Genomic DNA, 26,014 nt, shown 5'->3' with positions numbered 1-26,014 from the left:
ACAACCCGACGGACCCCTGAGTCTGTGCTCGCGGCAGAATCCCTTTTTGGAACGACACAATCCGGATGCTTAAGTGCCTCAAGCGGTTGGACGTACTATCATGGAGTTCTGCGACGAATGCGGGTCCCTCATGACACCGCAGGACGGCGTCTGGGTCTGTTCGAACGGTCACGAGAAAGCCCGCGACAGCGAGAAAGAAAAGACGATGGTCACCACCGAGGGTCAAGAGTCGAGCGAAGTCGTCGATATGTCTGACGTCGACGCAGGCGAGATTGGCCCGACGACGAAGGCCATCTGTCCGAGTTGTGGCCACGGCGTCGCGCGCTACGAGATGAAGCAGATTCGCTCCGCCGACGAGTCCGAGACGCGCTTTTTCACCTGCGTCGAGTGTGACCACAAGTGGCGCGAAGACGACCACTGAGCGGTTCGTACTTTTCCCCTTTCCGGCCGTAGTAGGTGCTATGGCCAACGTGCCACCCCCGCCGACGCTACCATCTCTCGACGGGTGGGTCCGCGTCGACGAATCGACCGACAAACCGTTCGAACTCGGGTTCATTCACGTCGTCGCGCGGACTGTCATCTACGAGGACCAGACGATTCGAGAGCGAGTCCCCGCGACTGCCGAGGGTCCGTGGCGATTCCTCTTTGCGACTCGCCTCGAAATCCGACCGCGGACCCCGCCGTCGAAGGCACTCACTCGACTCGTCGTGAACGGTGCCACCTCGGGGTTCGAAGACCAACTCGCCGAACGCGGCTTTTCCGACATCCACAAAAACTGGACGCGCTCGCTCGCGGTCCCTGACGGTGAAGCAGAAGTCGCTCACTACGATACGAAAGTCACCTTCGCCGGCGTTCGACTCGCGGCAGACGCGTATCTCTCTGTCACTCCTCACGACGGCGAGTATCTGCTCCTCGGTGGCGCGTACCCCAAGGAAGTCCTCGACGGAGACGGCGAGATGGCCGACGCGCTTCGTGAGGCACTCGACCCGGAGCGATTCAGAGAAGAGTTGTTCCGCGTGATTCGACGGATAGAGTGAGGTGTCAGTACCTCGCTACCCTCGCGTCGGTTATTCGTTGCGGGCGAAGACGAGATAGCCCGTGTGCCCGACGCCTGCCGTCGAGGGGCGCGACCCACGGTCACCGAAGTCCATGTGGCGCTGAATCGTCTCGAACGTCTCGATGTCCGAGAGGCCGGCGTCGCGTGCTGCTTCGACAGTCGCACGTGTCCCTTCGACGAACGGTGAGTAGACGGCGACGTATCCACCCGTCACGAGGAGGTCCGGTGCGTCCCGGACGACTTCGGGGGCGTTCTCAGTGTCGAGCGTGAGGACGTCGAACTCGCCGCCACGCAGTTCGTCGAGTTCGTCGGTGATGTCGCCGGTTCGGACGTCCACCGTCTCTTCGACGCCCGCGAGTCGCATGTTCTCTCGGGCGACGTCGGCGAACTCTGCGTCTCGTTCGAACGTCGTCACCTCGACGTCGAGGCGGCCGAGATACGCCGAGAGGACGCCCGTTCCAGTGCCCGCGTCGAGGACGCGTTCGCCTGCGGCGATTCCGGTGTGGCCGACGATGAGACCGATATCGCGCGGCATCATCGGCGCGCCGGTTCGCTCGAAGTGGTTGAAGAGGTCCGGTCCACGTGGTTCGCGGACGAGGAACTCCTCACCGATGTGCGTCTCCAGCGTCTGGCCTGCTTCGACGTCCTCGGGGACCGTCAGCATCCCGAGGTCCGTGTGTAACTCGTCACCCGGTGCGCGGAGATACTCTCGGTCGCCGTGAACGAGGAGTATCACTCCAGTCGTGCGATGGCCGCGGCGAGGTCGCCGTCTTCGGCCTCCAGCGCTTCGCGTGCCTCGTCTTCGGGGACACCGGCGCGCTGTGCGACGATGGCGACGTCGTCTGCCGGGATTTCGCCTGCTGCCTCGTCGGCAGCGTCGTCGTCGCCGTCGTCACCGGCACCGAGTGCGCGCGTCTCGGGTTCGCCGACGATTTGGTAGGTCTCCTGACCCTGCGCGTCCATGCGCGTGACCTGCGCGTCGGTGAAGACGAGCTCTTCGTCGGCCGTCTTGATGACGACTTCCTCGGCGTCGAGCTCGGTGACGTCGATACCCATCTGCTTCATCATCTGCTTCATCTTCCGCGGGTTCATCCCGCCTCCTCCAAACATACCCGAAGGGTCGGGGTCAGGTTTCAAAAGCGTGGCGAACACGCCGCGTCGCGTCGATTTTGTCCGGTCGGTGTCAGTGTCTGCGGTTGTTCAGGGCGTCTCGTGGGCGTCGCTCCCCTCGGCGGATGGCTCCCGCCTCGGTGGGTTGAAAACGCCGTGTCTTCACTCGACGCGGGAACTGACGGCGATACCGTTCCCGACGGGGAGGACGATGGTCTCGTACCGCGGGTCGGCGCGAACCGCGTCGAGATACGCAGCGATACCACGCGTATCCGCGTTCGTCCCGTCGAGTGCCTCCGCCGCCCCTTCGCTCCAGTCGGCCAGCGGCCCGAAGTCGATGGGGCCGCGCATGATGTTGTCCGCGACGACGACGCCCCCGACTTCGATTCGGTCACGGACGACGTCGAACGCCTCGGCGTATCGGTGTTTCTGGTGGTCGAACAACACCAAATCGAACTCGCCATCGACTTGCTCGACCAGTTCGAGCGCATCCCCTTCGAGGAACGTCGTCCTGTCTGCCAGACCCGTTCGCTCGAAGAAGTCACGCGCCATGTCGAGTTCGTCGGCGTCGTGTTCGGTCAAGAATAGTTCGGCGTCGTCGGCCATCCCCTTCGCGAACCACGTCGCGGAGTAGCCGAACCCCGACCCGAACTCGAAGAGGCGCTTCGCGTTCGCGAGGTTCGCGAGCATTCGCAGGACGCCACCGGCCTCCGGACCGATGATGGGAAAGCCGTTTTGCTCGGCGTACGCCGCCATCTCGGCCTGTATCTCGTCGTGTTCGGGGGCCGTTGCGGCGAGGAACCGTCGCGTCTCGTCGGTCAGGATATCCATACGAGGAGTGTGTTCGCAGGACCGATAAAAGTCGACACGACGAGACACGGGGGGCGCACCCCGCGGCGATTCGTCGGTCGACTACCGAGACGGAGCACCGCCTTCGGCAAATGCTACCACTCACCCGAATCCCGCCTATGCTTAAGACGGGCCGTCTCTCATCTTCGACCATGTTTGACCCCGACGAACTCGACCAGATTCGGGAGGCGAAGTCCGAGTGGGAAGAAGAGACTCTCTCACCGACTCTCGAACGGTTCGGGGAGCGAGAAGACGAATTCACGACGGACACGGGTGGGCCAGTCGTCGAGCGATTGTACACGCCGGCCGACGTGGACAGCGACTACCGAGACGACGTCGGGTTCCCCGGTGAGAAACCGTTCACGCGCGGTGTCTACCCGACGATGCACCGCGGTCGGTTGTGGACGATGCGGCAGTACGCCGGATTCGGAACCGCCGCCGAGACGAACGAGCGATTCCGGTATCTCATCGACAACGGGTCGTCTGGCCTGTCGCTCGCCTTCGACTTGCCGACACAGATGGGCTACGACTCCGACGCCATGATGGCGGCGGGTGAAGTCGGCAAGTCGGGCGTCGCCATCGACAGCCTCCACGACATGGAGACGGTGTTCGACGGCATCGACCTCGGAGACGTCTCGACGTCGATGACAATCAACGCCCCCGCATCTGTTCTGCTCGCGATGTACGTCGCACTCGGTGACAAACAGGGTGTCTCCCGAGAGCAACTCCGCGGGACCATCCAGAACGACATCCTCAAAGAGTACGTCGCACGCAACCTCTACATCTACCCGCCCGAGGAGTCGATGCGTCTCATCACCGATATCTTCGAGTTCTGTGCGCAGGAGACACCGAAGTTCAACACCATCTCGATATCCGGATACCACATCCGCGAGGCGGGTTCGACAGCAGCACAGGAAGTCGCCTTCACGCTCGGCGACGGCATCGAGTACGTACAGGCCGCAGTCGACGCTGGCCTCGACGTGGACGACTTCGCCCCGCAACTCTCGTTCTTCTTCAACGCCCACAACAACATCTTAGAAGAGGTGGCGAAGTTCCGCGCCGCCCGCCGCATGTGGGCGAAGATTATGGAAGAGCGCTTCGGTGCGGAGAACCCCAAGTCGATGCAACTGAAGTTCCACACCCAGACCGGTGGGTCGACGCTCACCGCCCAACAGGTCGAAAACAACGTCGTCCGCGTCGCCTATCAGGCGCTGGCGGCAGTCCTCGGCGGCACGCAGTCGCTCCACACCAACGGGAAGGACGAAGCGCTGTCGCTGCCGACGGAGAAGTCGGTTCGGACGGCACTCCGAACCCAGCAGATTCTCGCCCACGAGTCCGGTGCGGCGGACACTATCGACCCACTCGCCGGCAGTTACTACGTCGAAGCACTGACCGACGAAATCGAAGACGAGGCGTTCGATATTCTGGACGACGTTGACGGACGCGGCGGGATGCTCGACGCCATCAAGAACCAGTGGGTCCAACGCGAGATTCAGGACGTCGCCTACGAACGCCAGCGGGAAGTCGAAGAGGGCGAACGCGTCATCGTCGGCGTCAACGAGTATCAGGTCGACGAAGAACCGACCGTCGAGGTACAGGAAGTCTCCGAAGAAGACGAGCAGAGACAGGTCGAGTCACTCGAAGCGGTCAAAGAAGAACGCGACTCGGAGGCCGTCGAGAGAGCACTCGAAGACGTTCGCGCGGCAGCGAACTCCGACGAGAACCTCATCCCACCAATCGTCGATGCGGTCAAAACGTACGCCACAGTCGGTGAAATCTGTGGCGTCCTCCGCGACGAGTTCGGTGAACACGACCCTGGAATGGCGTGAGTGACGTTCACAAGCCGCGTGACAACGAGTAACTAATTTAATACTTTCACTCGTCCAATAAGATTTAATATCTCCCCACTTCTGCTCGAATACGAGGATTGACGATGCCGCTCAATGGATTCTGACCCACGGTTTACACGCCCGGCCGCCGTCGAACTCGGTGTGGTTTTCGCACCGAATCGATAGGCAGCAGTGCGGTCGGTGCGTCGTGGGGCTTCTCACAGTTCGAGAGCCCCCGGTATCGTATTCGATTGTTCCCTCCACAAGACACATGTCACGAAGACACCCCCGAGACTCTCGTAGCGTTTCTGACTACCCGCCCGCCCACCACTCCCCCGCAGCGTCTCTCACGGCGCAGGCCATCGTGCTGGTACTCGCTGTCGGCGTGTTCGTCGCCGTCACCCATCCGGTGCTCTCGCTCGTCGCCGCGACGGCGCTCGTCGGTTTCGTCGCCGTCGTTCGCGTCGCCGTCGCTCGCATCGAGCGTGACTCGGTGAACGTCCGCCTCCCCGGCCTTCCGGTTCGGGTCACGTTCGCCCGAACCGCTGGCAAGTGAACGCTCGCACACCAACCCTCCGACTTCGGCGACACCCCCGCTGACGCGACTCCCCTCCGCATTCGCAGTTCGGTCCTCCCACCGCATTCGCAGTTCGGCCCCCCGCTGACGCAGACGACGTCCATCCGAAGTTCGGCCCTTCCCCCGCTGACGACTTCCCCTCCACATTCGCCCTTTAGGACCCACCGACGTACCGTTTCGACGACGGCACAGGTCGGTAGATTTGTCAATTCACGCACTGAAAGTGATGCAAATGGACGACCGAATCGCGGTTGCGCTCGAATCGGCCTTCCCCGACCGGAACGTCGATTCGGTGGGCTCGGCTGGCATCTCGTGGAACGAGAACAACACCACCGTCCACGTGGAGTTCTCCGACGGGCCGGACGCGTATCTCAAAGTGGCGAGCGGCGAAGACGGGTCTCGAATCGCCCGGGAGTCGGCGGTGATTCCATACGTCGCCGCCCACACCGGCGTGCCAGTTCCGACGGTTCTGTCGAGTTCCGTCGACGGGCCGGTTCCATACCTCGCGACGAAACCCGTCTCGGGGCCGAATCTCGTGGACGTCTGGTCCGACGCGTCGTCAGAAGCGCGGGAAGCGCTCGCACGTGAGGTCGGTGCGTCACTCGCCCGCGTCCACGAGTGTCGGTTCGAAGAACACGGTCAAATCGTCGGTGGAGGTGCACGTGGACTCGAACTCCGGACTGCACCGTGGACGGACGTGTTAGTGGAGACGATTGCCGAGATGCGTGAACTGGCACCGACCGCTCGATACGACCACTACTTCGACCAGGTGAGTGCGGCGGTCAGAGAGAACCGAGAGACGCTCGATAGCGCGCCTGCCGGACTCGTTCACGGCGATGGAGCACAACCGAACTGCTTCCGTTCCGACTCGACTATCGGGTTTCTCGATTGGGAACTCGCCCACGTCGGAGACCCATCCAGAGACCTCTATCGAGCGAAGGTCCAACAGTTCGACTCGCTTCGGACGACTGGCCCGGACGCGATTCTCCAGCGCTTCTTCGACGGGTATCGGTCCGTCGCAGGCGGCCTTCCCGACGGCTACGAACGGCGGAAACCCATTTACGAGGCAGTCAGGTTCCTCGGCGTCCCCGGATTCTTCGACAAGATAGCCGAGTTCCACGACGAAGACGCGGACGAACTCGCGGTGTGGGTCGAAGCGGAGATGGACCGATTACTCGGCCGAATTACGTCGTAGGTCTCCGAGGGGTCCCCGTCTACCCCACCTGACCGCGGCACCGACGACCATCGCTTCGAGATACAGCGACACGGCAAGCGCCGGGTAGAACACCGCGTTCTCTCGGATACCGAACTCGTTGTACGCGAACGTATCGAGGAGCATCGCCACGGCGAGCGCTGGGAAATCGACGACCCACACCTCCTTCGGAAGCACACCCGCAAAACCCGCCCCCCACGCGACGACGAGGACGGCGAAGGTTGCGAGTGTCTCGGGGGCGGACGCTAACCGAAACACTGCGTGGTCGGATATCGAGTCAGCGTCGCGCATCGTCTCGTGGCGCTCACGCCACGTCGGTGTTCGACTCGGATTCGTCGGCGAGTTTGACGGCAGTCCCGTAGGCGAGGATTTCGGCCGCCCCCTGTGCAACCTCGGCAGTGACGTACCGGACACTGACGATGGCGTCCGCACCCATCGATTCGGCCTCGTCTACCATCCGGTCTGTCGCTTCGTCGCGAGAGTCGGCCAAGAGACCGGTGTACGATTTGAGTTCGCCACCGACGACGTTTCGGAGGCCTTGCGTGATGTCTCGGCCGACGTTTCGGGCGCGAACCGTGTTTCCGCGGACTGCTCCGAGTGTTTCGGTTATCTCACGGCCTGCGACAGTCTCCGTTGTAGTTACTATCATGACAGGATAGACGAATCGTCTGGCTTTATCCGTTGTGCCCGAAGATGTGTTCACATGCACTTCGACCACATCGGAATTGCCACGCCGGACGCTGCCGGGTTGGCCGCGTTGTTCGAGGAGTTGTTCGACGCGCCGGTGGCACACGAGGAGACGTTCGACGGGATGACCGTCGTGTTCCTCGAACTCGAAGATGGCTACTTCGAACTGCTCGAACCGCACGAAGGCGGTGCAATCGGGAAGTTCCTCGAGAGTCACGGCGCGGGGATTCACCACGTCGCACTCGAGACAGACGATATCGACGGCGCACTGGAGACGGCCCGCGCCGCGGGTGTCGAACTCATAGACGAGGAACCGCGTCCGGGTGCGTGGGGACACGACGTCGCGTTCCTCCACCCGAAATCGACAGGGGGCGTCCTCGTGGAGTTCGTCTCCCATTAGCGACGACTGCCGCCCTCCACTGTCGCCACTCCCCCACTCGACGAACGGCCCCGTATCGGACGCTCACAGGACACACGGAGGTACGCGATGACCGAACACTCGAACGACGAAGACGATGCCGCCGACACGCTCGTACGTGGCGGCGACGACGAGATGCCGGACAGTAGCGACGCCACGGATTACTCTGCGGCCCCAACGGACGGTGGCCTGTCGGGGACGATGCGCGATTGGCTTTCTCACCGCGTCGCGACTACTCCGGAGGCGCGAGCGCTCATTCACGCGCCGACGGGAGATTCGATGACGTTCCGAGAACTCGACACGCTCGTCTCGGAGATGGCCGGCCAGTTGGCCGCACTCGGCCTCAGGGCCGACGACCACCTCGGTGTCGTCCTCGAACCGAGCATCGAGTACGTCAGTCTCATCCACGCGGCCAGTCGTCTCGGTGCGACGCTCGTCCCGTGTAGTGAGCGACTGACACCGGGAGAACTCTCGCGAAACCTCGAACTCGCAGACGTCACGGCATTAGTCTGTGGCGAATCCACGGAATCGGTGGCCGTCGAAGCGACGTCCGACGTGCCAGTCGTCTCCGTCGACGAACCCCGGTGGGAGGGCGTCATCAACCTCTCGTCTATCGCGCCGAAGGCGATTACGCCGACCGAATGGGACCTCTCGGAGACGATGTTGCTCCTCTTTACCTCGGGGACGACGGGGACGCCGAAAGCCGTCCGCCTCACGATGGGGAACGTCTTGGCGAACGCCGTGGCCTCCTCGTTCCGACTCGGACTCTCACGAGGGGACAGATGGTTGGTCACGCTCTCGTTGCATCACATGGGAGGTATCGGACCGATTCTTCGGAGTCCGCTGTACGGGTCGACCATCGTCCTTCGCGAAGGCTTCGACGCCGGGGGTGCGGCCGACGACATCGGCAAGTACGACGTGACAGGCGTCTCTGTCGTCCCGACGATGCTCAAGCGAATGCTCGACAGTCGGGGGACGCTCTCTGACTCGCTCCGTGCGGTCCTCCTCGGCGGTGCACCGGCGTCCGAAGAACTCATCGAACGGTGTCGGAACTACTCGGTCCCCGTCTACCCGACGTACGGGATGACCGAGACGGCGTCCCAAATCGCCACGGCGACGCCCCGCGAAGCGTTTTCGTCCATCGGAACGGTCGGCCGCCCGCTCTTCTTCCTCGATTTAGATATCGTCGACGAAGACGGGTCACACGTCGAACCCGGCACCGCTGGTGAACTCGTCGTCTCCGGGTTGCCCGTCTCCCCAGGTTATTACCGGAACCCGGAGGCCAACGCCGAGGCGTTCACCGAAAGGGGCCTCCGAACCGGCGACATCGGCTACCGCGACGAAGACGGCCTCCTGTACGTCCTCAACCGAAAAGACGACCGTATCATCACTGGTGGCGAGAACGTCGACCCAGGGGAAGTCGTCGACGTCCTTCGTCAGTACCCCGCAATCGAAGACGCAGTCGTCCTCGGTATCCCGGACCCCGAGTGGGGAGAACGCGTGAGCGCGCTCGTCGTCCTCAGCGACCCGGACCTCACACTCGACCGACCGTCACTCGACGGGTTCTGTCGTGAGCGACTCGCAGGCTACAAGGTCCCTCGTCTGGTCGAACCGACGGACGAACTCCCCCGAACCGTCTCGGGGACTATCGACCGGGAAGCGGTTCGTGAACGCCTGAAAGCCGCCGCTCCCGTCGCAGAGGCGGAAGTGTCCCGACCAGATACCGACGGCGACACCGGCGCGGAGTCCACCGACGAACCGACCACCGGAGACGACGCCGAGAGCGACGCCAGAGACGACGACTCGGCAGACTCGTCGCTCGATGGGACTGCCACCGACGTGGACGAAGCGGAACCCGTCCATTCGGACGCCGACACCGCCGACAGTTTGGACACTACCGGTGACCAAACACGGGAGGACGTGAGTGACGACGCCCCCGTCGAGGGAACCGAACCGAGCGACGACACCGGGGACGACGCCGAAGACGGCGATGGAGAGGCCGCCGGTGACAACGACGAAGACGACGACGAAGGCGACGTGGGCGACGGTGCTGAAGACGACGACACCGAAGAAACTGCTGAGACGACTGCTGAGGACGAAGAACCGGGTGTCGACCAGCGCGACCCGGACCATCCGACCGACGACGAATTCGAGTTCGGCGACCAATCGGCCGAAGCGGACGAACCCGGCGACGACACGGACCCAGACCACTCCGAAGAATAGTGAACCTGGTAGACCGTTTCTCTAAAATCAGTAGCCCGCGACAATCCGTTTCCCGTCCAAACAATCATTAGGTTTTACCCCAGATTGGTTGTTATGGTAGGCGCTACCAACCAGACACTTCGACCGTTCTTGTGGCGTGCAGGGAAACTCTATCCGGACCGCGAAATCGTCTCTCGAACGGCAGAGGGAATCACTCGGTACACCTACGCCGAATACGAGGACCGTGTGGCGCAACTCGCGAACGCACTCGCGGACGCCGGTATCGGTGAGAGAGACCGAGTCGCGACGTTCTGTTGGAACCACGGCCGACATTTCGAGACGTACTTCGGCGTCCCTTCGATGGGTGCGCAACTCCACACTATCAACCCGCTTCTCCCGGACCATCACATCCAGTATATCGTCGAGAACGCGGACGACCGTATCATCTTCGTGGACCCGTCGCTCGCGCCCAAACTCGCCGGCGCGTACGACGGAGACGCCTTCGACTCTGTCGACCAGTTCGTCGTGATGGCGTCGGAAGTTCCGGACACCGACCTCGAACCCGTCACCGACTACGAGTCGTTCATCGCGGACCATCCGACCGACTACGACTGGCCGGACCTCCCCGAAGACCAACCGGCAGGGATGTGTTACACCTCCGGGACCACCGGCAAGCCGAAAGGCGTCGAGTACTCCCAGCAGATGCTGTGGGCACACACGATGGCGACGCTCCCACAGTCGGGTCTGGACCTCGGTGACGAAGACGTGATGATGCCTGTCGTCCCGATGTTCCACGTCAACGCGTGGGGCCTCCCGTTCTCGGCGACTGCCGCCGGCGCGAAACACGTCTACCCCGGCCCGTCACCCACGCCCGAGGACCTCGCGAAACTCATCGAGGAGGAGGGTGTAACGATGACTGCCGGCGTTCCGACTGTCTGGCTTGGCCTTCTCGACTATCTCGACGAGAACCCCGACACCGACATCTCGTCGCTCGAACGTATCGTCATCGGCGGTGCAGCAGCACCCAAATCCGTCATCAAGCGCTTCGACGAGGAGTACGACGTCGACGTGCTCCACGCGTGGGGGATGACCGAGATGTCGCCTGTCGGCACCGTCGCCCACCTCAAACCGGGGATGGACGACCTGTCGAAAGACGAGCAATACGAGAAACGCGGCAAACAGGGCCTTCTCGTCCCCGGACTGGAGATGCGCGTCGTCGACGACGACGGCAACGAGGTGCCGTGGAACGGCGAGGACTTCGGTGAACTGTGGGTCCGCGGTCCGTGGGTCACGACGGAGTACTTCGAACGTCCCGAAGCGAACGAAGAAGACTTCGAGGGCAACTGGTTGAAGACGGGCGACGTGGTGACCGTCGACGAAGACGGATACGTCAAAATCGTCGACAGGGCGAAAGACGTCATCAAATCCGGCGGCGAGTGGATTTCCTCCGTCGAACTGGAGAACACCATCATGGCCCACGACGGCGTCGCGGAAGCGACAGTCGTCGGTGTGCCCCACGAACGCTGGCAAGAGCGACCTGTGGCCTTCATCGTCCCGAAGAAAGGCGTCGACGAAGACGAACTCAAGAGCGGCGTGGTCGAACTCGTCCGCTCGGAGTTCCCGAAGTGGTGGACGCCCGACGAAGTCGTCTTCATCGAGGAAGTCCCGAAGACGGCGACTGGGAAGTTCGACAAGAAGGTGCTCCGCGACGAGTACGACGACTCCTCGCTCATTGAGGGGAAGACGCCGGACGAAGACGCACCCGAACAGGAGTAACCCGTCTCCAGTCGTCCGCGTATCATCTGCAGCCACCCGCGTATTTTTGCCCGGCCCGGAACGGCGTGTGCTCGATACTGAAAATTGAAAACGAGTTCTCCGTTTGTCTTAGTGCCACGTAGTATTTGGGTATCCAGTCCTACACCGACGTATGGAACTTCTGGACGAATCAATCGTGCCCGAGCACGCCCGTGACGTCAAGCGAGAGGCACGAGCGTTCGCAGAAGCGCACATCGACCCAGTCGCCGAAGACTACTACGAGTCGGGGGACTACCCCCACGACGTCCTCGAAGCGGGGATGGAGGCTGGATTGGTCGCACAGGACATCAGCGAGGAGTACGGTGGCAAAGGCTACGACTTGCAGCAGATTCTGGCCATCTCCGAAGAGTTCTACCGGGCGGACGCCGGCATCGGGTTGACGCTCCAACTCGCCTCGTTCGGATGCGAGATTCTGGAGCATTACGGCACAGAAGAACAGAAGGAACGATGGCTCCGTCCCGTCGCCGAGAACGACCAACTCTCCGGCCTCGCCGTCTCCGAACCACAGACCGGGTCCGACATGGCGGGGATGGAGACGACGGCCGAGAAAACCGACGACGGGTACGTCCTCAACGGCGAGAAGTACTGGGTCGGAAACGCCGTCGAGGCAGATTGGCTCACGGTCTACGCCAAGACTGGCGATTCGGGCGACCGGTACTCCAACTACTCGATGTTCGTCGTGCCGACGGACACGCCCGGGTACGATGCCGAGCACATCCCCGAGAAGATGGGTATGCGCGCGTCGAAACAGGGTCACATCGTCTTCGACGACTGCGAGATACCCGAGGAGAACCTCATCGGCACCGAGGGTGGCGGGTTCTACATGCTCGCGGACTTCTTCAACCACGGCCGTATCGTCGTCGGCGGCCACGGACTCGGACTCGCCGCCGCTGCCATCGAGGAGGCGTGGGAGTTCGTCCACGACAGAGAGGCCTTCGGCCGACACGTCTCCGAATTCCAGGCGGTCCAGCACATCCTCGCCGACATGCGCATGGAGTTCGAAGCAGCACGCGCGCTGAACTGGCGTGCGGCACAGAAGGTAACCGACGGTGAGGACGCCGGATTCTGGGCCGCCACCGCGAAGACGAAGTCGACGGAGATGGCCGTCGACGTCGCCGAGCGCGGCATGCAACTCCACGGCGGTCGGTCGGTCCTCAACGAGAACAAGATATCGCGTGTCTACCGCGACGTCCGCATCCCCGTCATCTACGAGGGCGCGAACGAAATTCAGCGCAACCTCATCTACCGGCAGGGTTCGCTGTAGGATTCCCGACGCGTCGCCGCTGGAACTGACACCTCGTTTTGGGCGATTTGGCATTGCTTGACCGGAACGCAGTTACTATCTGAGCGTCGTACCTTGACTCAGCACAAATGGTACGCACGAGCGTTATCGGCTGCGGGAATATGGGGAGTGCCCTCATCACCGGCCTCTGGAAGGCGGGCACACATTCGGTCGTCGCCTGCGACCTCGACCCCGACGCCCTCGCCGCAGTCGCAGACTACTGTGAAGAGACGACGGACGATGTGTCGCGCGCCGCCGACGCCGACGTGGTGTTCGTCGCGGTCAAGCCCGACATCGTCGAAGCCGTGCTCTCGGAACTCGACATGTCGCCCGACCAGACCCTCGTCACAATCGCCGCGGGCGTCCCGACGTCGTTCGTCGAGGCACGCACCGACGCCCGCGTCGTTCGCATCATGCCGAACCTCGCCGCCGAGACGCGCGACATGGCCACGGCAGCGACGGGCGACCTGACCGACGAGGTTCGTGAACTCCTCTCGGACGTGGGCGAGTTCGTCGAAGTCGACGAGAGCAAGATGGATATCGCCACGGCGGTCAACGGGAGCGGTCCAGCGTTCGTCTTCTATCTCATCGAAGCGATGAAGCAAGCCGGTATCGAGGGTGGCCTCTCTGAAGACGACGCCGAGATACTCGCCGCACAGACGTTCAAAGGGGCGGCCGAAACCGTGGTCCAAGACGACCGGACAGCAGACGAACTCATCGACGCCGTCTGTTCGCCCAACGGAACCACCATCGAAGGTATGGACGTGCTCTGGGATAGCCACGCCGACCAGGCTGTCACCGACGCCGTCGTCGCGGCCGAAGAGCGGTCCAAGGAGTTAGCGGAGGAGTTCGATGACGCCTGAAGTGGCCGACAGCGACGCTATCTACGCGGCACGACGGGCGGCGGCCGAGGCCAACCGCGTCGTCGTCAAGGCCGGCACCAACTCGCTGACCGACGACGACTCCAACCTCGACGACGAGAAACTCGACAAACTCGTCGACGACATCGAGTCGCTCCTCTCGCGGGGCAAGGACGTCCTGCTCGTCTCCTCCGGCGCAGTGGGTGCCGGTATCGGGCATCTCGACCAACCCGAGGACACCGTCGAGGCGTCACAGGCGCTTTCGACAGTCGGCCAGAGCTTGTTGATGCACCGCTACACCGAGAGCTTCGAGCGATACGGCCGGAAAGTCGCCCAGATACTCATCACGCAAAACGACCTGGAGAACCCCGAGCGGTTCACGAACTTCCGAAACACCGTCGAGACGCTTCTGGAGTGGGGTGTCGTGCCCATCATCAACGAGAACGACGCCGTCGCCATCGAAGAACTCCAAATCGGCGACAACGACATGATTTCGTCGAGCATCGCCATCGGCGTCGACGTGGACCTGCTCGTGACTCTCACGGACGTCGGCGGTGTCTACACCGGAAACCCGAAGGACGACCCAAACGCCGAGCGCATCGAAGTCGTCGGCGACAACTACAGCGACGTCGAGGACATCGTCAACCGGAGTTCGACTGGCGGTTTCGGTGGTATCCAGACGAAGGTTCGCGGCGCACGCGACGTGGCAGAACACGGAATTCCGGCGTTCATCGCTCGCTCGACGGAACCCGACGTGTTGGAAAAAATCGCCGAGGGGGAATCCGTGGGAACAATGTTCCTGCCGCTCGACGGGGGATTCGATGACTGAGCGAGAGACGACCAAACAGGTCGAACAGGCACAGACTGCGGCACTACGCCTCGCCAACGTCGACGCGTCTGACCGCGACGCCGCACTCGGTGCCATCGCCGACGCCATCCGCGCCAACAGCGACGCGATTCTGGCGGCCAACCGAGCGGACGTCGAAGAGGCGGAGGCGATGCTCGCCGACGGCGAATACACGCAGGCACTCGTCGACCGACTCAAACTTGACGAAGCGAAACTCGACGACATCGCCGGAATGGTCGAGTCCGTCGCGGAGCAAACCGACCCGCTCGGTGAGACGCTCGAAGCGAGAGAACTGGACGCGGGCCTCGAACTGTACAAACTCTCGGTGCCCATCGGCGTCGTCGCGACCATCTTCGAGTCTCGCCCGGACGCTCTCGTCCAGATTGCCGCGCTGGCACTCAAGTCCGGCAACGCCGTCATCCTCAAAGGCGGCAGCGAGGCCAGCGAGTCCAACCGAGTACTCTACGAGACGATTCTCTCTGCGACCGAGGACCTCCCTGACGGATGGGCCTCGCTCATCGAGGCACACGAAGAAGTCGACCGGTTGCTCGAACTGGACGACATGGTCGACCTGGTGATGCCTCGCGGGTCGTCGGAGTTCGTCAGCTACATCCAGAACAACACGCAGATTCCCGTCCTCGGCCACACAGAAGGGGTCTGTCACGTCTACGTAGACGAGGATGCCGACCTCCAGATGGCCGAAGACATCGCGCTCGACGCGAAGGTGCAGTATCCCGCGGTGTGCAACGCCGTCGAGACACTCCTCGTAGACAGGTCCGTTGCCGACGCGTTCCTCCCTGCGGTCGTCGAGCGCTACCGTGCCGAGGGCGTGGAACTCCGCGGCGACGAGACGACTCGCGAGTACGTCGATATCGACCCCGCCACCGAAGACGACTGGTCGACCGAGTACGGTGACCTCGAACTCTCGATAAAGGTCGTCGACGACCTCTTCGCTGCCATCGACCACGTCAACACGTACGGGTCGAAACACACCGAGGCCATCGTCACCGACGACGCGGCCAACGCCGAGACGTTCATGACCAGCGTCGACGCCGCCAGCGTCTTCCACAACGCCTCGACTCGGTTCGCAGATGGCTACCGCTACGGCTTGGGTGCCGAAGTCGGTATCTCGACCGGCAAGATACACGCTCGCGGGCCCGTCGGCCTCGAAGGGCTGACGACGTACAAGTACTACCTCGAAGGCGATGGGCAGTTGGTCGCCACGTACGCCGGCGAAGACGCCGTCCCCTTCACGCACGAGGCGTTCGACGGCGAGTGGAATCCGGGCCATCGACGTCGGCGAGACTGAGTCGGCGACCCGCTCGCGCCGCGGTCTCTCTCCGGACGACCACCCGACAGTTCGTGGCGAACAGAGTTTTAAGATGTACCGAGAGTCATCTACGCAGAGTCGTTCTCTCACGACTTCGTGATTATCATGCAACTCGAAGAATTTGTCAACTCTCATACACCGAAAGACGGCGGGAAAGCATTCGAACTGGAGAACTCGAAACTCCTCGACGTGACGCTCGACGGCGGTATCATGGCCAAAGCCGGGACGATGGTCAGCTATACGGGCGACATCTCGTTCGAGCGGAAGTCTGCGGGCGGCCTGAAGGGGATGTTGAAGAAGAAAGCTACCGGGGAGGGACAGGTCATGATGGAGGCGTCGGGGACGGGCCACCTCTACCTCGCCGACCAGGGGAAGGAAGTCCAGATTCTCGAACTCGACGCCGGCGAGGAGATTAGCGTCAACGGGAACGACGTCCTCGCGTTCGAAGACAGCGTCGACTGGGACATCAAGATGCTCAAGAGCATCGCCGGTGCCAAGTCGGGCGGCCTGTTCAACGTCTTCCTCGAAGGGCCGGGCCACGTCGCAATCACGACGCACGGCAAACCTATCGTACTGGAGACGCCGGTGAGTACCGACCCGAACGCAACCGTCGCGTGGAGCGGGAACGTCTCACCGTCGTCGAAGCGCGACATCGGTATCAAGAGTCTCATCGGGCGTTCGTCCGGTGAGACGTACCAACTCGAATTCGCGGGCAACGACGGGTTCGTCATCGTCCAACCGTACGAAGAAGTGCAACCGGGGCAGTAGAGAGCGGACGCTGCCGTTCTGAGTTTTTCGCGCGCGGTTGGAACGCGTGCTAATACGTTGCTTGACTGAAGTGTTATCCCTGTTCCATCCTAAGGCGTGGGTATGGGTGACATTAGCGTCCACCTGGTCGACCGCGGTCGCGTCCACGCAGACATGGGCTACGTGCTCTCTGGCTACTCGATGGGGAGTGCGTCGAATCCGAACCCGGACCACGAGATGGCCGAGTTCGTCGTCTGGAACGCCGTCATCGACGGTCCCGACCAGACACTCCTGTGGGATACTGGTTCCAACCCCGACGCCGGAGACGGCTATTGGCCGGCCCCGTTGTACGAGGCCTTCTCGCACGTCGATGCCGCAGAACACACGTTGGAAGCTGACCTCGACGCGGTCGGTTACTCGGTATCAGATATCGACGGCGTCGTGATGAGTCACCTCCACCTCGACCACGCCGGTGGCCTCGCGGAGTTCGCTGGGACGGACGTCCCAATCTACGTCCACGAGGAGGAACTGAAGTTCGCGTACTACTCGGCGAAGACGACTGAAGGGTCGATAGCCTACCTCGCGTCTGACTTCGACTACGACCTGAACTGGAACGTCGTCCACGGCGACCAGCACACGCTGTTCGATGGATTCCGTCTCTACCACCTGCCGGGTCACACGCCCGGGGTGATGGGTGCCCACATCGAGACGCCCGACGGCGACGTGCTCGTCGCTGGTGACGAGTGTTACGTCGAGGGGAACTACGCAGACGAAGTACCGCTCGGTCCGGGACTGCTCTGGAGTGACCGTCACTGGTTCGACAGTCTCCAGAAGATAAAGGAGTTGGAACGACAGACCGGTGCGGACGTGTTGTTCGGACACGACTTAGACCGGTTCCGGTCCTTCGGAAAGGGGTGGAACGTCTAGGCGGACACGGGGAAGAGACGTCCGCCGAGACGTGAGGGGGAGAGGTGGTGGTGGTGGTTGGTTAGAGGGTTGGAAAGATATCGCGGTCAGATCATGAGTTGCACGTCGGCGTCAGCCATGTGCTGAAGCGCCGTCGCCGCGCCCACGCCGGTGGTGACCCCGTCGTAGAACGCGTCTTCGTCGTAGCCCATGAGTTCGATGGTCATCTGACACGCCTGTAGGTCCACGCCCATGTCGAGGGAGGTTTCGATGAGTTCCTCGATGGTCGCAGTCCCGTTTTCCTTGATTTTCTTTTCCATCATGCTCGTCGCGACGTTGTCCATGAAGGGAAGCGCGGCGATGGCGTTGGGCATCGGCATGCTCGGGTTGCCAACGGCGCTGAGTTTGAGGTTCTTGGATTTCTCCTCGTGGAGGATTTCGAGGCCCCAGAACGTGTGGAAGACCACGACGTCCCAACCGAATGCCGCCGCCGTGCTGGCGAGGATGAGTGGCGGGTACGCCATGTCGAGCGTTCCTTTCGTCGCGATGATGGTCATCGACTTCTGCCCGCCGTCGTCGGTCGCCTCTCGGAGGTCAGAGACCTCTTCCTCTAGCGCCTGAATCTGCGCCTGAAGGTCTTCGACGGAGGCGGTCGTCGTATCGACGGGCGCGTCAGCGTCCGAGCTCATTCCTTCTGGATGTAGTGGAGGAAGAGCGCCTGACCGTCTTCCTCGGACTCTTTCTGGTCGAGCATGTCGACACCGTCTGTGCTGTCGGCCCACCCCTTCAGGTCGCTCATGCTCCCGGAGTCGGTGGAGATGACTTCCAGTACGCCACCGGACGAGAGGTCGTCGACCGCACTGCGGGTCTTGACGACGGGCATTGGGCAGGACAGTCCTTTCACGTCGAGGGTTTCGCTAGTTTCGTATTCGCTCATTTTGTGAGTTCACCTGTGTTGGGTGTATCCCACAATATCAGGGTGCTTTACTAAAGTGTGTCGGTTCTTGGGCAGACTGCGCAATATCCGAACCGAACACTGCGACACCGTCGTCTACGACACTTTCGAACGGTTGAGTGCCATTGGACGCTCGCACGGGCACGTAATCGCACTACTGACCACTCCTCCTAGCGAATTTAGTATTGCAGTAAATCCGAACGACTATGCAAACCCTTAAGTTAGACCATCTAATAGTGGGGGATGCATACATGACTGAACCAGATCTTCCCGAACTGGACGTCGAAGCTCCCCTCATCGAACCCGAAGCGCTCAAAGACCGCATCGATGCCGGTGAAGAGCTGACCATCCTCGACAACCGGATGGAGTCCGAGTTCGAAGAGTGGCGCATCGAGGGAGAAAACGTCTCGCACGTCAACATCCCGTACTTCGAGTTCCTCGACGAAGACCTGAACGACGACCTGTTTGCGGACCTCCCCGAAGACGAAGAGTTCGTCGTCCTCTGTGCGAAAGGTTCCTCGTCCGAGTACGTCGCCGGCCTGCTCATCGAGGAAGGCTACGACGCCGTCGCACTCGAAGAAGGGATGAACGGGTGGGCGAGCATCTACGAGTACACCGAACTCGACACCGAGGGCGACGCTCTCGTGGCGCAGTACCAGCGCCCATCCAGCGGCTGTCTCGGCTACCTCGTCGTCGACGGTGACGAGGCCGCAGTCATCGACCCCCTCCGGTACTTCTCCGACCAGTACGTCCAGGACGCGAAGGCTCTGGGTGCCGAACTGAAGTACGCCATCGACACGCACATCCACGCCGACCACATCAGCGGCGTCCGCACACTCGTCGAAGACGAGGGTATCACGGGCGTCATCCCCGAAGCGGCCGAGGACCGTGGCGTCGACTACGACGTCGACTACGAGACCATCGCGGACGGCGAGACGCTCACCGTCGGCGACACAGAAATCGAAGCCATCCACACGCCCGGCCACACCACCGGCATGACGACCTACAAGGTCGACAACGTGCTCTTTACGGGTGACGGCCTGTTCATCGAGTCGGTCGCTCGCCCCGACCTCGAAGACGGTGACGAAGGTGCCCCTGACGCGGCGGCCCTCCTCTACGACTCGCTGCAGAACCGTGTCCTGAACCACGACGACCACTTCATCGTGGCTTCCGCTCACTTCAGTGATGCGGCAATCCCCGCCGAAGACGGCAGCTACACGGCGACGCTCGGAGAACTGAAGGAAACCATGGGTGCACTCTCCATGCCCAAAGACGAGTTCGTCGAGTTCATTCTCTCGGACATGCCGCCTCGCCCGGCCAACTACATCGACATCATCGAGACGAACCTCGGTGTCCAAGAGTCGGACGACGACCGCGCGTTCGAACTCGAACTTGGCCCGAACAACTGCGCGGCCAGCAACGAAGCCCTGACGAACTAAATGTCGGGACTGACGCCGCTCCTCGTCGATAGCCTCTTCCCGAACGGGATTGCGCACTACGCGCTCGGTGGTCTCCTCATCGGTCTCGGAACCGCCGTCATCTATCTCGGTACGGGTATCACCGCGGGCGCGAGTACGTTCTTAGAGTCGACGCTCTCGTACGTCTCCGACCTCCCGCGGTTCAACAAGGCGAAGTACGTCGCGTCGCGCAACTGGCGTGTCGTCTTCACGCTGAGCATCGTCGCCGGTGCCGCCATCTACACCGTCACGCTCGGTGACGGTTGGTGGGTCTCTGAGGTCCAACCGTGGCGGTTTGCCGTCGGTGGCGTGCTCGTGGGCATCGGAACCCGTGTCGGTAAAGGGTGTACGTCTGGCCACGGGGTCTGTGGCGTCGGCTCTCGCTCACGAACCTCGTTCGTCAACGTCGCAACCTTCATGCTCGTCGCCATCGGCGTCGCACAACTCCTGCAGGCACTGGGGGTGTCGCCATGAGCGACGACGAACGCGGACTTGGGTTCATACTGCTCATCATCGTGGGCGGCCTGATATTCGGGTTCGGCCTCGGTCTGAGCAACATGGCCCGACCGGAAGTCGTCCTCGACTTCCTCCAGTTCGACGACTTCGGCCTCGTCTTCGTCATGGGCGGGGCGGCAGTCGTCACTGGCATCGTCTTCGCACTCGCGGAGACGTTCGGTGACCGCGCACCCCTCACCGGAACGAACTACGGTCGCCGTCTGAAGTCGTTCGACAAGAACGTCGTCGTCGGTGGCGTCATCTTCGGTGCCGGATGGGGTATCTCGGGCATCTGTCCCGGGGCGGCGTACGCCAGCCTCGGTGTCGGAAACTATCCCATCCTCGTCGCCATCGGTGGGATGTTCCTCGGTGCGTATCTGCAGGGTCTCTGGCGTGCACGTCGCGCTGACAGCGCCGTCCGCGGAACCTCTGCGGACTAACGACGAACTGCACGCAGACGGCGATACGCCTCTCGTCGCCGTCTCCCCAACCTCCCATCTCGACTCTCCCCCACCTCCCGACTCGGCTCTCCCCCACCTCCCGACTCGGCTCTCCTCTAACCTCCCACCAACCCACTCTCTCACCTTCTCCTCTCGCCGTTCACTTCGTAGCGGTCTGCTGCGTTCGTGTCTCCGAGGAGACCCGGCCGTTCGCTCGACGCGCCGTGCTCCCGTGGAGTCACGCCCTCTTGCTCGCACCTCGCGCGAACATACGGTTGGGAACCACACGCTGTCTGTCCTCCGGTGAATGGCCGCGTCGCCGGTGCTCGCGGACAGTTATAGTATTGCACATATCATAAATTATTACTCCGTCATAGATAGCGGCTATATCTGTTCGTAACACTCTGCAGTACAAATGAAGCCAAAGTTTAGCGGTATTTTCGTGGTCAACTCATAACTTACGAGTATGCAATTGCGATATGGTCTTGCACGCTGTTCCCAAAAGCGTTATATTCTCTCTCCGGTTAGCCAGCACTGTACAGGAAAGCATGATTCGTACAATATCAGTTTCGCGCCCCGCGGGGTGCAGGTAAGATGTTCGGAATCGAAACGCTCGGAGGCAATATGCAGGCGGCAGCCCTCGTCGGCATCGTTCTCGTCGAGGCGATGGTGCTGTACGTCGGATACGGTGCGCTCGAGAGCGTTCTCGGGCCGACCGTGATGAAGCTCCTCGGTGGTGAATAGATGTTCGAACTCTTCGGAATCTCGGCCGCGATGCTCGGTATGTTCGCCGCGTTCGGCCTGCTCATCGGTATCCTCTTCGGGTTCTTCGGAATGGGTGGGTCGTTCCTCGTCACGCCCGCCCTGTTGGTCATGGGCTACCCCTCACGCGTGGCAGTCGGTTCCGGCCTCGCCTTCGTCTTCGGTACATCCGTCATCGCGACGCTGAAACACCGTGACCTCGGGCAGGTCGACTACAAACTCGGTGTCTCGATGATTATCGGGACCACCATCGGACTGGAGGTCGGGAAGGAAATCGTTCTCCACCTCGAAGAACTGGGTCTCGCAGGAAACATCATCAGCATCACGTACGTGCTGCTGCTCGGTGGTATCGGTGCGTTCGTCACCTACGAGTCGCTGAAGGGCGGTGACGGCGACGGCGGCGTCAGCCACGACGTCGACGCAGACGCCGAAATCAACGCCGACGACATCCCAGACATCGCCAAGAAGATTCAGAGCTATTCGCTTCCACCGATGATTACGCTCCGTGGTGGCATTCAGGTCTCCCTCTGGATGATTCTCCTCGTCGCGTTCGCGACGGGCCTCCTCTCGGGCTTCCTCGGTGTCGGTGGTGGGTTCATCCGCATGCCGGCGCTGTTCTACCTCATCGGTGTGCCGGTGCCCATCGCTGTCGGGACTGACCTGTTCGAGATTATGTTCTCGGGCGGTATCGGTTCGTTCCTCTACGCGCAGTCCGGCGGTGTCGACCTCTCTATCGTCGCTCCGCTCCTCGCAGGCTCCGCGCTCGGTGCTCGCGTTGGCTCTGCGGCGACGTCCATCGTCAACGAAGACGAAATCAAGATTTACTTCGGTCTGATGTTGCTCCTCGGCGCGCTCGCCGTCGCAGTCCGCCAGGCCGGTAACTACCTCGGCATGGGCGTCCTCGACTACGTCAGCCTCGCCCTCATCCTCGGCTCTGCGCTCATGGTCGCAAGCGCTGTCGTCTACAGTGCCCTCAAATCCGTGCGTGGACGCACGACTGGCGCAACATCCACCGCCGACTAACCGTCGAACCGCTCGCAAACCATCCGCAGTTCGACCACGATTTTTCACCCCGGTGTTGTACAAAGCATACAAACCCTTTTGAGTGCTGAATACGTACCCGAAAACGATAATGGCTACCTCGATGGTCGAATATCTGCAATCGGACATGCAGTGTGAGGGGCTCCTCGAATGCCTCCACGGACTCAAGCAACTCGACAGGCGGTGCTTCGAGGTTCTCGTCGAAACCGAGGACCCGATGACCGTCGACGAAGTCGCTGAGGCCGTCGAACGCGAACGTTCTACTGCCTACCGGTCCATCCAGCGCCTGCTCCAGGCAGGGCTCATCCAGAAAGAACAGGTCAACTACGAACACGGTGGCTACTACCACGTCTACCTGCCCACCGACCCCAACGAAGTCGCAGACGACATGCAGCGCATGCTCAACGACTGGTACGCCCAGATGGGCACGCTCATCCAAGAGTTCCGCGACAAGTACGACGAGAAAATCATCACTGCCGAGTGAGCATTTTTGGCCGGCGAAGGCCCGACGTCCAGTACGTCATCCTCGTCGACCCAAACTGATTAGGCTCTGCGTTGAACCCCGACCAGTCCTTACTCTCTTCTGCCACCCCGCCATGTCGAAGAGTAAAAGCAGTCCCCGTCACAACGAGTTCGCTGAAGAGTGTCCGACGTGTGAGTCACACACCCCACACGAAGTCTCGATAGAAATCAAGACAGAGAGTCGAAAGCGCGAGAACCGTGAGTTCTCCCGCGAACCGTATCGAGTGACGCAGTGTATCCGGTGTGGCGAAACGCGGTCACAACGAATGAACGACGCGTGAACAAACCGAACACCGCGGCCGTATCGCCGCCGGAACGTCGTCGGACGATAGCCGCCCAGTCCGCCGCAAACTCCGAGAGATGACACACGCTCCATCCACCGACATGCCAACCGTCCTCCTCGTCGACGACGAAGTCGAACTCGCCGACAGCCTCGCGCTGTGGCTCGAGCGCCGCTGTCAAGTTCGCGTCGCTTACTCCGGACGAGACGCCCTCCAGCGATTCGACGACGACGTCGACGTCGTCTTTCTCGACCGTAACTTACCGGGACTCTCGGGTGAATCTGTTCTCGACGAACTCCGTCACCAATCTGACTCCGATAGCCCTGCAATCGTCATGATGAGCGCGACACCCAGCGACCAACTGTCTGACCTCCCTGCTGACGACGTCCTCACCAAACCGGTTTCGAAGACAGATATCTTCGACGCAGTCACTCGGTTCGCCGGCGACACGCGAGAAGTGACAGCAGAGTAAGCGAGTCGCTCAGTCGTCGGCCGGTGCCGCATTCAGTTCCTCGAAGTACGTCTCGATGAGCTTTCGCTCTGCTGCACGCAGATGTTCGTGGAGCGTCGGCGGCGAGATGCCGAGCGCTTCGGCGACTTCCTCGGCGGTACTCCCACGTGGCCACTCGAAGTACCCGGAGACGAGCGACGTCTCCAGGACGGACTTCTGGCGGTCGGTCAGCTTCCCGTCGAGTTCCGTTCGGAACGATTCGGTTGACTGGGCCGACTGCTCGACTTCGCGTTTCGCGACGACGGAGACGTTCGGTGCCGTCCCCGTGACTGCCTCGACTATCGCCCCGTGGTCGGCGTCGGCAGCGACGTGGAGCGCGAGACTCCCACTCCCGTTCGTGAGTTCCAGCGCTTCGATACTCGCGCCGTGGTCGACGGCGGACATGAGAAGCGAGTCGCCGTCGAGGCGAACTTCGAGGACGGACTCGTCGGTTCCGTCGGTGACGACGCGAACGCTCGAGATGCGGTCGTACGTGACTGCTGCTTCGACCACGTTGCTCCCCGGAACCCCACTGGCGGTGACGAAACACGTGATTCCGTCGTCGACCTGTGCCACACCGTCGAGCGAGAAGTCACAGCCGACATCCGCGGAGAGTGCCGCGAGGACGTCCGAGTCTACACCGAGACGGAACTCGAGTTCGACGACGCTGTCGCCGTTGAGGAGGCGTTTGCTCTCGGCCGCGTTGATGCCGTTTCCGACCGTCGCACCGAGGTCAGAAAACAGCGCCACCGACTCGTCGTCGAACTCCGAAGACTCGTCGTAGACAGTGAGCGCACCGTAGATGGTCTCTTGGTACCGAATCGGGACACAGAGTGCCGCCACGTCCTCGTGGTCGGCCGACTGGCCGTTGAACACCGCAGCGCGGTGCTCCGTCGAGATGTCGTCGAAGACGCACACTTGGTCCGGGTCGTTGGTGTCGAATTCGTCGTCGACGAAACTGTAGTCCACGTCGGAGGGGTCACACCGGAATCCCGACTGGGCAGTACACCGAAGTCCGCCGGCGGCGGTTCGCCGGAGGACGAACGCCGCTTCGTGGGCGTCGGCCACGGCGTCACAGACCGTCTGTTCGATTTCCTCCCGCGTTCGGGCGTCGATGAGCGCACGGTCGATATCCCGGATGAGGCCGTTGACCCTGTTCAGCCGGTCGAGTTGCCGTTCGCGGTACTGAATCGCCGCCTCGTGTTCGGTTCTGACAGCGTCGAGTCTGCTTCGGAGTTCGTCCAGTGCCTCCGGTTCCCGAAGTTCTTCGATTTCACGACTCTCGAGCGCCTGTTCGGTCGATTCGAGGGCGAAGTACTCTCGAATCTCGGAGTCGAATCCCGCCCGAAAGAGGAGTTCCTCGACGGTCTCTTTGACGTCGGATTCGGAGACGGGTTTGACGAGATACGTGTCGAACGGCATCTCGACGATATCAGTGTCCGGTTCGACGGCCGTCATCATCGCGACGCGGCAGTCGATGCCACGAGACCGAATCTCTTCAAGGACGTCGTCACCGGAGACGCTCGGCATCCGTCTGTCGAGGAGGACGACGTCGATGCTGTCGTCGATACGGTCCAGTGCCTCCTGGCCCCCGTATGCAGTCTCGACGGTGAATCGTTCGCCGCCGAGCCAGTATCTACAGGTGTCTGCGAGGTCCTCGTCGTCGTCGACGACGAGAACAGTCTGCTCGGCAACCCGTTCGTCCGGGTGCCCGTCTGCCGAGCGGTCAGTGTCCATCGTATTGGACACACTGTCTCGTCGGAAAGATATATATCTGCCCATCGGGGGAGGTGGAATTTACTCGCTACCGAAAGTCGCGAAAGACAGTCTCTCTGTCGTGAC

Annotated in this window: 30 protein-coding genes; 22 read left to right on the top strand and 8 right to left on the bottom strand. The window is 61.9% G+C overall.

Going from position 1 to position 26,014, the window contains the following annotated elements:
- The first annotated feature begins 100 nt into the window (after positions 1-100).
- Both ACK3R5_RS06825 and ACK3R5_RS06820 read left to right on the top strand, forming a co-directional pair.
- Positions 101-421, top strand: a complete 321-nt coding sequence (locus ACK3R5_RS06825; protein WP_411963308.1) for a transcription factor S — start codon at positions 101-103, stop codon at positions 419-421.
- A 40-nt stretch (positions 422-461) separates the two neighbouring features.
- Entirely contained in the window at positions 462-1,037 is a 576-nt protein-coding gene (locus tag ACK3R5_RS06820) for a DUF6517 family protein (protein ID WP_411963307.1), read from the top strand.
- Between the two features lie 30 nt (positions 1,038-1,067).
- On the opposite strand, the gene ACK3R5_RS06815 is transcribed toward ACK3R5_RS06820, so the two are convergent.
- The 3 genes from ACK3R5_RS06815 to ACK3R5_RS06805 all read right to left on the bottom strand — a co-directional run bounded on the left by ACK3R5_RS06815 (position 1,068) and on the right by ACK3R5_RS06805 (position 2,998).
- Complete coding sequence (locus tag ACK3R5_RS06815) at positions 1,068-1,793, bottom strand: methyltransferase domain-containing protein (protein ID WP_411963306.1); 726 nt, start codon at positions 1,791-1,793, stop codon at positions 1,068-1,070.
- Positions 1,790-2,167, bottom strand: a complete 378-nt coding sequence (locus ACK3R5_RS06810) for a nascent polypeptide-associated complex protein (protein ID WP_411963305.1) — start codon at positions 2,165-2,167, stop codon at positions 1,790-1,792. Before ACK3R5_RS06810 ends, ACK3R5_RS06815 begins: the two co-directional genes overlap by 4 nt.
- Positions 2,168-2,329: 162 nt before the next feature.
- Complete coding sequence (locus tag ACK3R5_RS06805; protein ID WP_411968469.1) at positions 2,330-2,998, bottom strand: O-methyltransferase; 669 nt, start codon at positions 2,996-2,998, stop codon at positions 2,330-2,332.
- Between the two features lie 170 nt (positions 2,999-3,168).
- On the opposite strand from ACK3R5_RS06805, the gene ACK3R5_RS06800 reads away from it, so the two are divergent.
- The 3 genes from ACK3R5_RS06800 (at position 3,169) to ACK3R5_RS06790 (ending at position 6,617) form a co-directional block, all read left to right on the top strand.
- Positions 3,169-4,845 carry a methylmalonyl-CoA mutase gene (locus tag ACK3R5_RS06800; protein WP_411968468.1) on the top strand — a complete coding sequence of 559 codons (1,677 nt, stop codon included), beginning with the start codon at positions 3,169-3,171 and terminating at the stop codon, positions 4,843-4,845.
- A 271-nt stretch (positions 4,846-5,116) separates the two neighbouring features.
- Positions 5,117-5,401 carry a hypothetical protein gene (locus tag ACK3R5_RS06795; RefSeq protein WP_411968467.1) on the top strand — a complete coding sequence of 95 codons (285 nt, stop codon included), beginning with the start codon at positions 5,117-5,119 and terminating at the stop codon, positions 5,399-5,401.
- Positions 5,402-5,654: 253 nt separating this feature from the next.
- Positions 5,655-6,617, top strand: coding sequence for a phosphotransferase family protein (locus tag ACK3R5_RS06790; RefSeq protein WP_411968466.1), 963 nt, complete (start codon positions 5,655-5,657; stop codon positions 6,615-6,617).
- Here the strand turns inward: ACK3R5_RS06790 and ACK3R5_RS06785 are convergent.
- The gene (locus ACK3R5_RS06785; RefSeq protein ID WP_411968465.1) at positions 6,594-6,926 is read right to left on the bottom strand and encodes a hypothetical protein; all 333 of its coding nucleotides are present in this window, start codon (positions 6,924-6,926) and stop codon (positions 6,594-6,596) included. The two genes, ACK3R5_RS06790 and ACK3R5_RS06785, sit on opposite strands and share 24 nt — an antisense overlap.
- Positions 6,927-6,939: 13 nt before the next feature.
- Positions 6,940-7,284 (bottom strand): YbjQ family protein, encoded by a 345-nt coding sequence (locus tag ACK3R5_RS06780; protein ID WP_411963299.1) that lies wholly within the window; start codon positions 7,282-7,284, stop codon positions 6,940-6,942.
- Between the two features lie 54 nt (positions 7,285-7,338).
- Here ACK3R5_RS06780 and mce point away from each other — a divergent pair, with 54 nt between their 5' ends.
- The 9 genes from mce (at position 7,339) to ACK3R5_RS06735 (ending at position 17,750) form a co-directional block, all read left to right on the top strand.
- A complete protein-coding gene (mce, locus tag ACK3R5_RS06775) occupies positions 7,339-7,722 on the top strand; it encodes a methylmalonyl-CoA epimerase (protein ID WP_411963298.1) in 384 nt (127 codons plus the stop codon).
- An 87-nt stretch (positions 7,723-7,809) separates the two neighbouring features.
- A complete protein-coding gene (menE, locus tag ACK3R5_RS06770; protein ID WP_411968464.1) occupies positions 7,810-9,963 on the top strand; it encodes an o-succinylbenzoate--CoA ligase in 2,154 nt (717 codons plus the stop codon).
- Between the two features lie 93 nt (positions 9,964-10,056).
- Positions 10,057-11,718, top strand: coding sequence for a long-chain fatty acid--CoA ligase (locus ACK3R5_RS06765; protein ID WP_411968463.1), 1,662 nt, complete (start codon positions 10,057-10,059; stop codon positions 11,716-11,718).
- Positions 11,719-11,869: 151 nt separating this feature from the next.
- Positions 11,870-13,021: an acyl-CoA dehydrogenase family protein gene (locus tag ACK3R5_RS06760; RefSeq protein WP_411968462.1), complete on the top strand. Its 1,152-nt coding sequence runs from the start codon at positions 11,870-11,872 to the stop codon at positions 13,019-13,021.
- A gap of 107 nt (positions 13,022-13,128) precedes the next feature.
- Positions 13,129-13,902, top strand: coding sequence for a pyrroline-5-carboxylate reductase (gene proC / locus ACK3R5_RS06755; RefSeq protein ID WP_411963294.1), 774 nt, complete (start codon positions 13,129-13,131; stop codon positions 13,900-13,902).
- Entirely contained in the window at positions 13,892-14,728 is an 837-nt protein-coding gene (proB, locus tag ACK3R5_RS06750; protein WP_411968461.1) for a glutamate 5-kinase, read from the top strand. The genes proC and proB overlap by 11 nt, the downstream gene beginning before the upstream one ends.
- Complete coding sequence (locus tag ACK3R5_RS06745) at positions 14,721-16,055, top strand: glutamate-5-semialdehyde dehydrogenase (protein ID WP_411968460.1); 1,335 nt, start codon at positions 14,721-14,723, stop codon at positions 16,053-16,055. Before proB ends, ACK3R5_RS06745 begins: the two co-directional genes overlap by 8 nt.
- Positions 16,056-16,181: 126 nt before the next feature.
- Complete coding sequence (locus ACK3R5_RS06740) at positions 16,182-16,844, top strand: AIM24 family protein (protein WP_411963291.1); 663 nt, start codon at positions 16,182-16,184, stop codon at positions 16,842-16,844.
- Between the two features lie 102 nt (positions 16,845-16,946).
- The gene (locus tag ACK3R5_RS06735) at positions 16,947-17,750 is read left to right on the top strand and encodes an N-acyl homoserine lactonase family protein (protein WP_411968459.1); all 804 of its coding nucleotides are present in this window, start codon (positions 16,947-16,949) and stop codon (positions 17,748-17,750) included.
- 86 nt (positions 17,751-17,836) lie between these two features.
- Here ACK3R5_RS06735 and ACK3R5_RS06730 read toward each other — a convergent pair whose 3' ends face one another.
- Entirely contained in the window at positions 17,837-18,418 is a 582-nt protein-coding gene (locus ACK3R5_RS06730) for a DsrE/DsrF/DrsH-like family protein (protein ID WP_411963289.1), read from the bottom strand.
- Complete coding sequence (locus ACK3R5_RS06725; protein WP_411963288.1) at positions 18,415-18,666, bottom strand: sulfurtransferase TusA family protein; 252 nt, start codon at positions 18,664-18,666, stop codon at positions 18,415-18,417. The genes ACK3R5_RS06730 and ACK3R5_RS06725 overlap by 4 nt, the downstream gene beginning before the upstream one ends.
- 269 nt (positions 18,667-18,935) lie before the next feature.
- Here ACK3R5_RS06725 and ACK3R5_RS06720 point away from each other — a divergent pair, with 269 nt between their 5' ends.
- The 8 genes from ACK3R5_RS06720 (at position 18,936) to ACK3R5_RS06685 (ending at position 24,154) form a co-directional block, all read left to right on the top strand.
- Positions 18,936-20,123, top strand: coding sequence for an MBL fold metallo-hydrolase (locus tag ACK3R5_RS06720; RefSeq protein WP_411968458.1), 1,188 nt, complete (start codon positions 18,936-18,938; stop codon positions 20,121-20,123).
- A complete protein-coding gene (locus ACK3R5_RS06715; RefSeq protein WP_411963286.1) occupies positions 20,124-20,615 on the top strand; it encodes a YeeE/YedE family protein in 492 nt (163 codons plus the stop codon).
- On the top strand, positions 20,612-21,076 hold the full coding sequence (locus ACK3R5_RS06710) for a YeeE/YedE family protein (protein ID WP_411963285.1): 465 nt from the start codon (positions 20,612-20,614) through the stop codon (positions 21,074-21,076). The genes ACK3R5_RS06715 and ACK3R5_RS06710 overlap by 4 nt, the downstream gene beginning before the upstream one ends.
- A gap of 594 nt (positions 21,077-21,670) precedes the next feature.
- Positions 21,671-21,820: a hypothetical protein gene (locus ACK3R5_RS06705; protein ID WP_411963284.1), complete on the top strand. Its 150-nt coding sequence runs from the start codon at positions 21,671-21,673 to the stop codon at positions 21,818-21,820.
- Positions 21,821-22,861, top strand: a complete 1,041-nt coding sequence (locus ACK3R5_RS06700) for a sulfite exporter TauE/SafE family protein (RefSeq protein WP_411963283.1) — start codon at positions 21,821-21,823, stop codon at positions 22,859-22,861.
- A 121-nt stretch (positions 22,862-22,982) separates the two neighbouring features.
- A complete protein-coding gene (locus ACK3R5_RS06695) occupies positions 22,983-23,363 on the top strand; it encodes a helix-turn-helix domain-containing protein (protein ID WP_411965798.1) in 381 nt (126 codons plus the stop codon).
- Between the two features lie 112 nt (positions 23,364-23,475).
- A complete protein-coding gene (locus ACK3R5_RS06690; RefSeq protein WP_411963282.1) occupies positions 23,476-23,682 on the top strand; it encodes a hypothetical protein in 207 nt (68 codons plus the stop codon).
- A 79-nt stretch (positions 23,683-23,761) separates the two neighbouring features.
- A complete protein-coding gene (locus ACK3R5_RS06685; protein ID WP_411963281.1) occupies positions 23,762-24,154 on the top strand; it encodes a response regulator transcription factor in 393 nt (130 codons plus the stop codon).
- Between the two features lie 9 nt (positions 24,155-24,163).
- Here ACK3R5_RS06685 and ACK3R5_RS06680 read toward each other — a convergent pair whose 3' ends face one another.
- On the bottom strand, positions 24,164-25,909 hold the full coding sequence (locus ACK3R5_RS06680; protein WP_411968457.1) for a bacterio-opsin activator domain-containing protein: 1,746 nt from the start codon (positions 25,907-25,909) through the stop codon (positions 24,164-24,166).
- Between the last annotated feature and the right edge of the window lie 105 nt (positions 25,910-26,014).

It is taken from the genome of Haloferax sp. YSSS75, from assembly GCF_046764215.1.
Taxonomy (GTDB): domain Archaea; phylum Halobacteriota; class Halobacteria; order Halobacteriales; family Haloferacaceae; genus Haloferax.
This window is presented reverse-complemented; position numbering and strand designations above follow the sequence as displayed.

Excerpts from the sequence above, each read along its gene's own strand:
- ACK3R5_RS06695 (WP_411965798.1), top strand. The coding sequence starts at position 22,983 with ATGGTCGAATATCTGCAATCGGACATGCAGTGTGAGGGGCTCCTCGAA.
- ACK3R5_RS06780 (WP_411963299.1), bottom strand. The coding sequence starts at position 7,284 with ATGATAGTAACTACAACGGAGACTGTCGCAGGCCGTGAGATAACCGAA.
- ACK3R5_RS06740 (WP_411963291.1), top strand. The coding sequence starts at position 16,182 with ATGCAACTCGAAGAATTTGTCAACTCTCATACACCGAAAGACGGCGGG.
- ACK3R5_RS06825 (WP_411963308.1), top strand. The coding sequence starts at position 101 with ATGGAGTTCTGCGACGAATGCGGGTCCCTCATGACACCGCAGGACGGC.
- ACK3R5_RS06790 (WP_411968466.1), top strand. The coding sequence starts at position 5,655 with ATGGACGACCGAATCGCGGTTGCGCTCGAATCGGCCTTCCCCGACCGG.
- ACK3R5_RS06765 (WP_411968463.1), top strand. The coding sequence starts at position 10,057 with ATGGTAGGCGCTACCAACCAGACACTTCGACCGTTCTTGTGGCGTGCA.
- ACK3R5_RS06760 (WP_411968462.1), top strand. The coding sequence starts at position 11,870 with ATGGAACTTCTGGACGAATCAATCGTGCCCGAGCACGCCCGTGACGTC.
- ACK3R5_RS06810 (WP_411963305.1), bottom strand. The coding sequence starts at position 2,167 with ATGTTTGGAGGAGGCGGGATGAACCCGCGGAAGATGAAGCAGATGATG.
- proC (WP_411963294.1), top strand. The coding sequence starts at position 13,129 with ATGGTACGCACGAGCGTTATCGGCTGCGGGAATATGGGGAGTGCCCTC.
- ACK3R5_RS06795 (WP_411968467.1), top strand. The coding sequence starts at position 5,117 with ATGTCACGAAGACACCCCCGAGACTCTCGTAGCGTTTCTGACTACCCG.
- ACK3R5_RS06805 (WP_411968469.1), bottom strand. The coding sequence starts at position 2,998 with ATGGATATCCTGACCGACGAGACGCGACGGTTCCTCGCCGCAACGGCC.
- ACK3R5_RS06820 (WP_411963307.1), top strand. The coding sequence starts at position 462 with ATGGCCAACGTGCCACCCCCGCCGACGCTACCATCTCTCGACGGGTGG.
- ACK3R5_RS06705 (WP_411963284.1), top strand. The coding sequence starts at position 21,671 with ATGTTCGGAATCGAAACGCTCGGAGGCAATATGCAGGCGGCAGCCCTC.
- ACK3R5_RS06725 (WP_411963288.1), bottom strand. The coding sequence starts at position 18,666 with ATGAGCGAATACGAAACTAGCGAAACCCTCGACGTGAAAGGACTGTCC.
- ACK3R5_RS06785 (WP_411968465.1), bottom strand. The coding sequence starts at position 6,926 with ATGCGCGACGCTGACTCGATATCCGACCACGCAGTGTTTCGGTTAGCG.
- ACK3R5_RS06800 (WP_411968468.1), top strand. The coding sequence starts at position 3,169 with ATGTTTGACCCCGACGAACTCGACCAGATTCGGGAGGCGAAGTCCGAG.
- ACK3R5_RS06735 (WP_411968459.1), top strand. The coding sequence starts at position 16,947 with ATGGGTGACATTAGCGTCCACCTGGTCGACCGCGGTCGCGTCCACGCA.
- ACK3R5_RS06680 (WP_411968457.1), bottom strand. The coding sequence starts at position 25,909 with ATGGACACTGACCGCTCGGCAGACGGGCACCCGGACGAACGGGTTGCC.
- proB (WP_411968461.1), top strand. The coding sequence starts at position 13,892 with ATGACGCCTGAAGTGGCCGACAGCGACGCTATCTACGCGGCACGACGG.
- ACK3R5_RS06710 (WP_411963285.1), top strand. The coding sequence starts at position 20,612 with ATGAGCGACGACGAACGCGGACTTGGGTTCATACTGCTCATCATCGTG.
- ACK3R5_RS06745 (WP_411968460.1), top strand. The coding sequence starts at position 14,721 with ATGACTGAGCGAGAGACGACCAAACAGGTCGAACAGGCACAGACTGCG.
- ACK3R5_RS06685 (WP_411963281.1), top strand. The coding sequence starts at position 23,762 with ATGACACACGCTCCATCCACCGACATGCCAACCGTCCTCCTCGTCGAC.
- ACK3R5_RS06730 (WP_411963289.1), bottom strand. The coding sequence starts at position 18,418 with ATGAGCTCGGACGCTGACGCGCCCGTCGATACGACGACCGCCTCCGTC.
- mce (WP_411963298.1), top strand. The coding sequence starts at position 7,339 with ATGCACTTCGACCACATCGGAATTGCCACGCCGGACGCTGCCGGGTTG.
- ACK3R5_RS06715 (WP_411963286.1), top strand. The coding sequence starts at position 20,124 with ATGTCGGGACTGACGCCGCTCCTCGTCGATAGCCTCTTCCCGAACGGG.
- ACK3R5_RS06690 (WP_411963282.1), top strand. The coding sequence starts at position 23,476 with ATGTCGAAGAGTAAAAGCAGTCCCCGTCACAACGAGTTCGCTGAAGAG.
- menE (WP_411968464.1), top strand. The coding sequence starts at position 7,810 with ATGACCGAACACTCGAACGACGAAGACGATGCCGCCGACACGCTCGTA.
- ACK3R5_RS06720 (WP_411968458.1), top strand. The coding sequence starts at position 18,936 with ATGACTGAACCAGATCTTCCCGAACTGGACGTCGAAGCTCCCCTCATC.
- ACK3R5_RS06700 (WP_411963283.1), top strand. The coding sequence starts at position 21,821 with ATGTTCGAACTCTTCGGAATCTCGGCCGCGATGCTCGGTATGTTCGCC.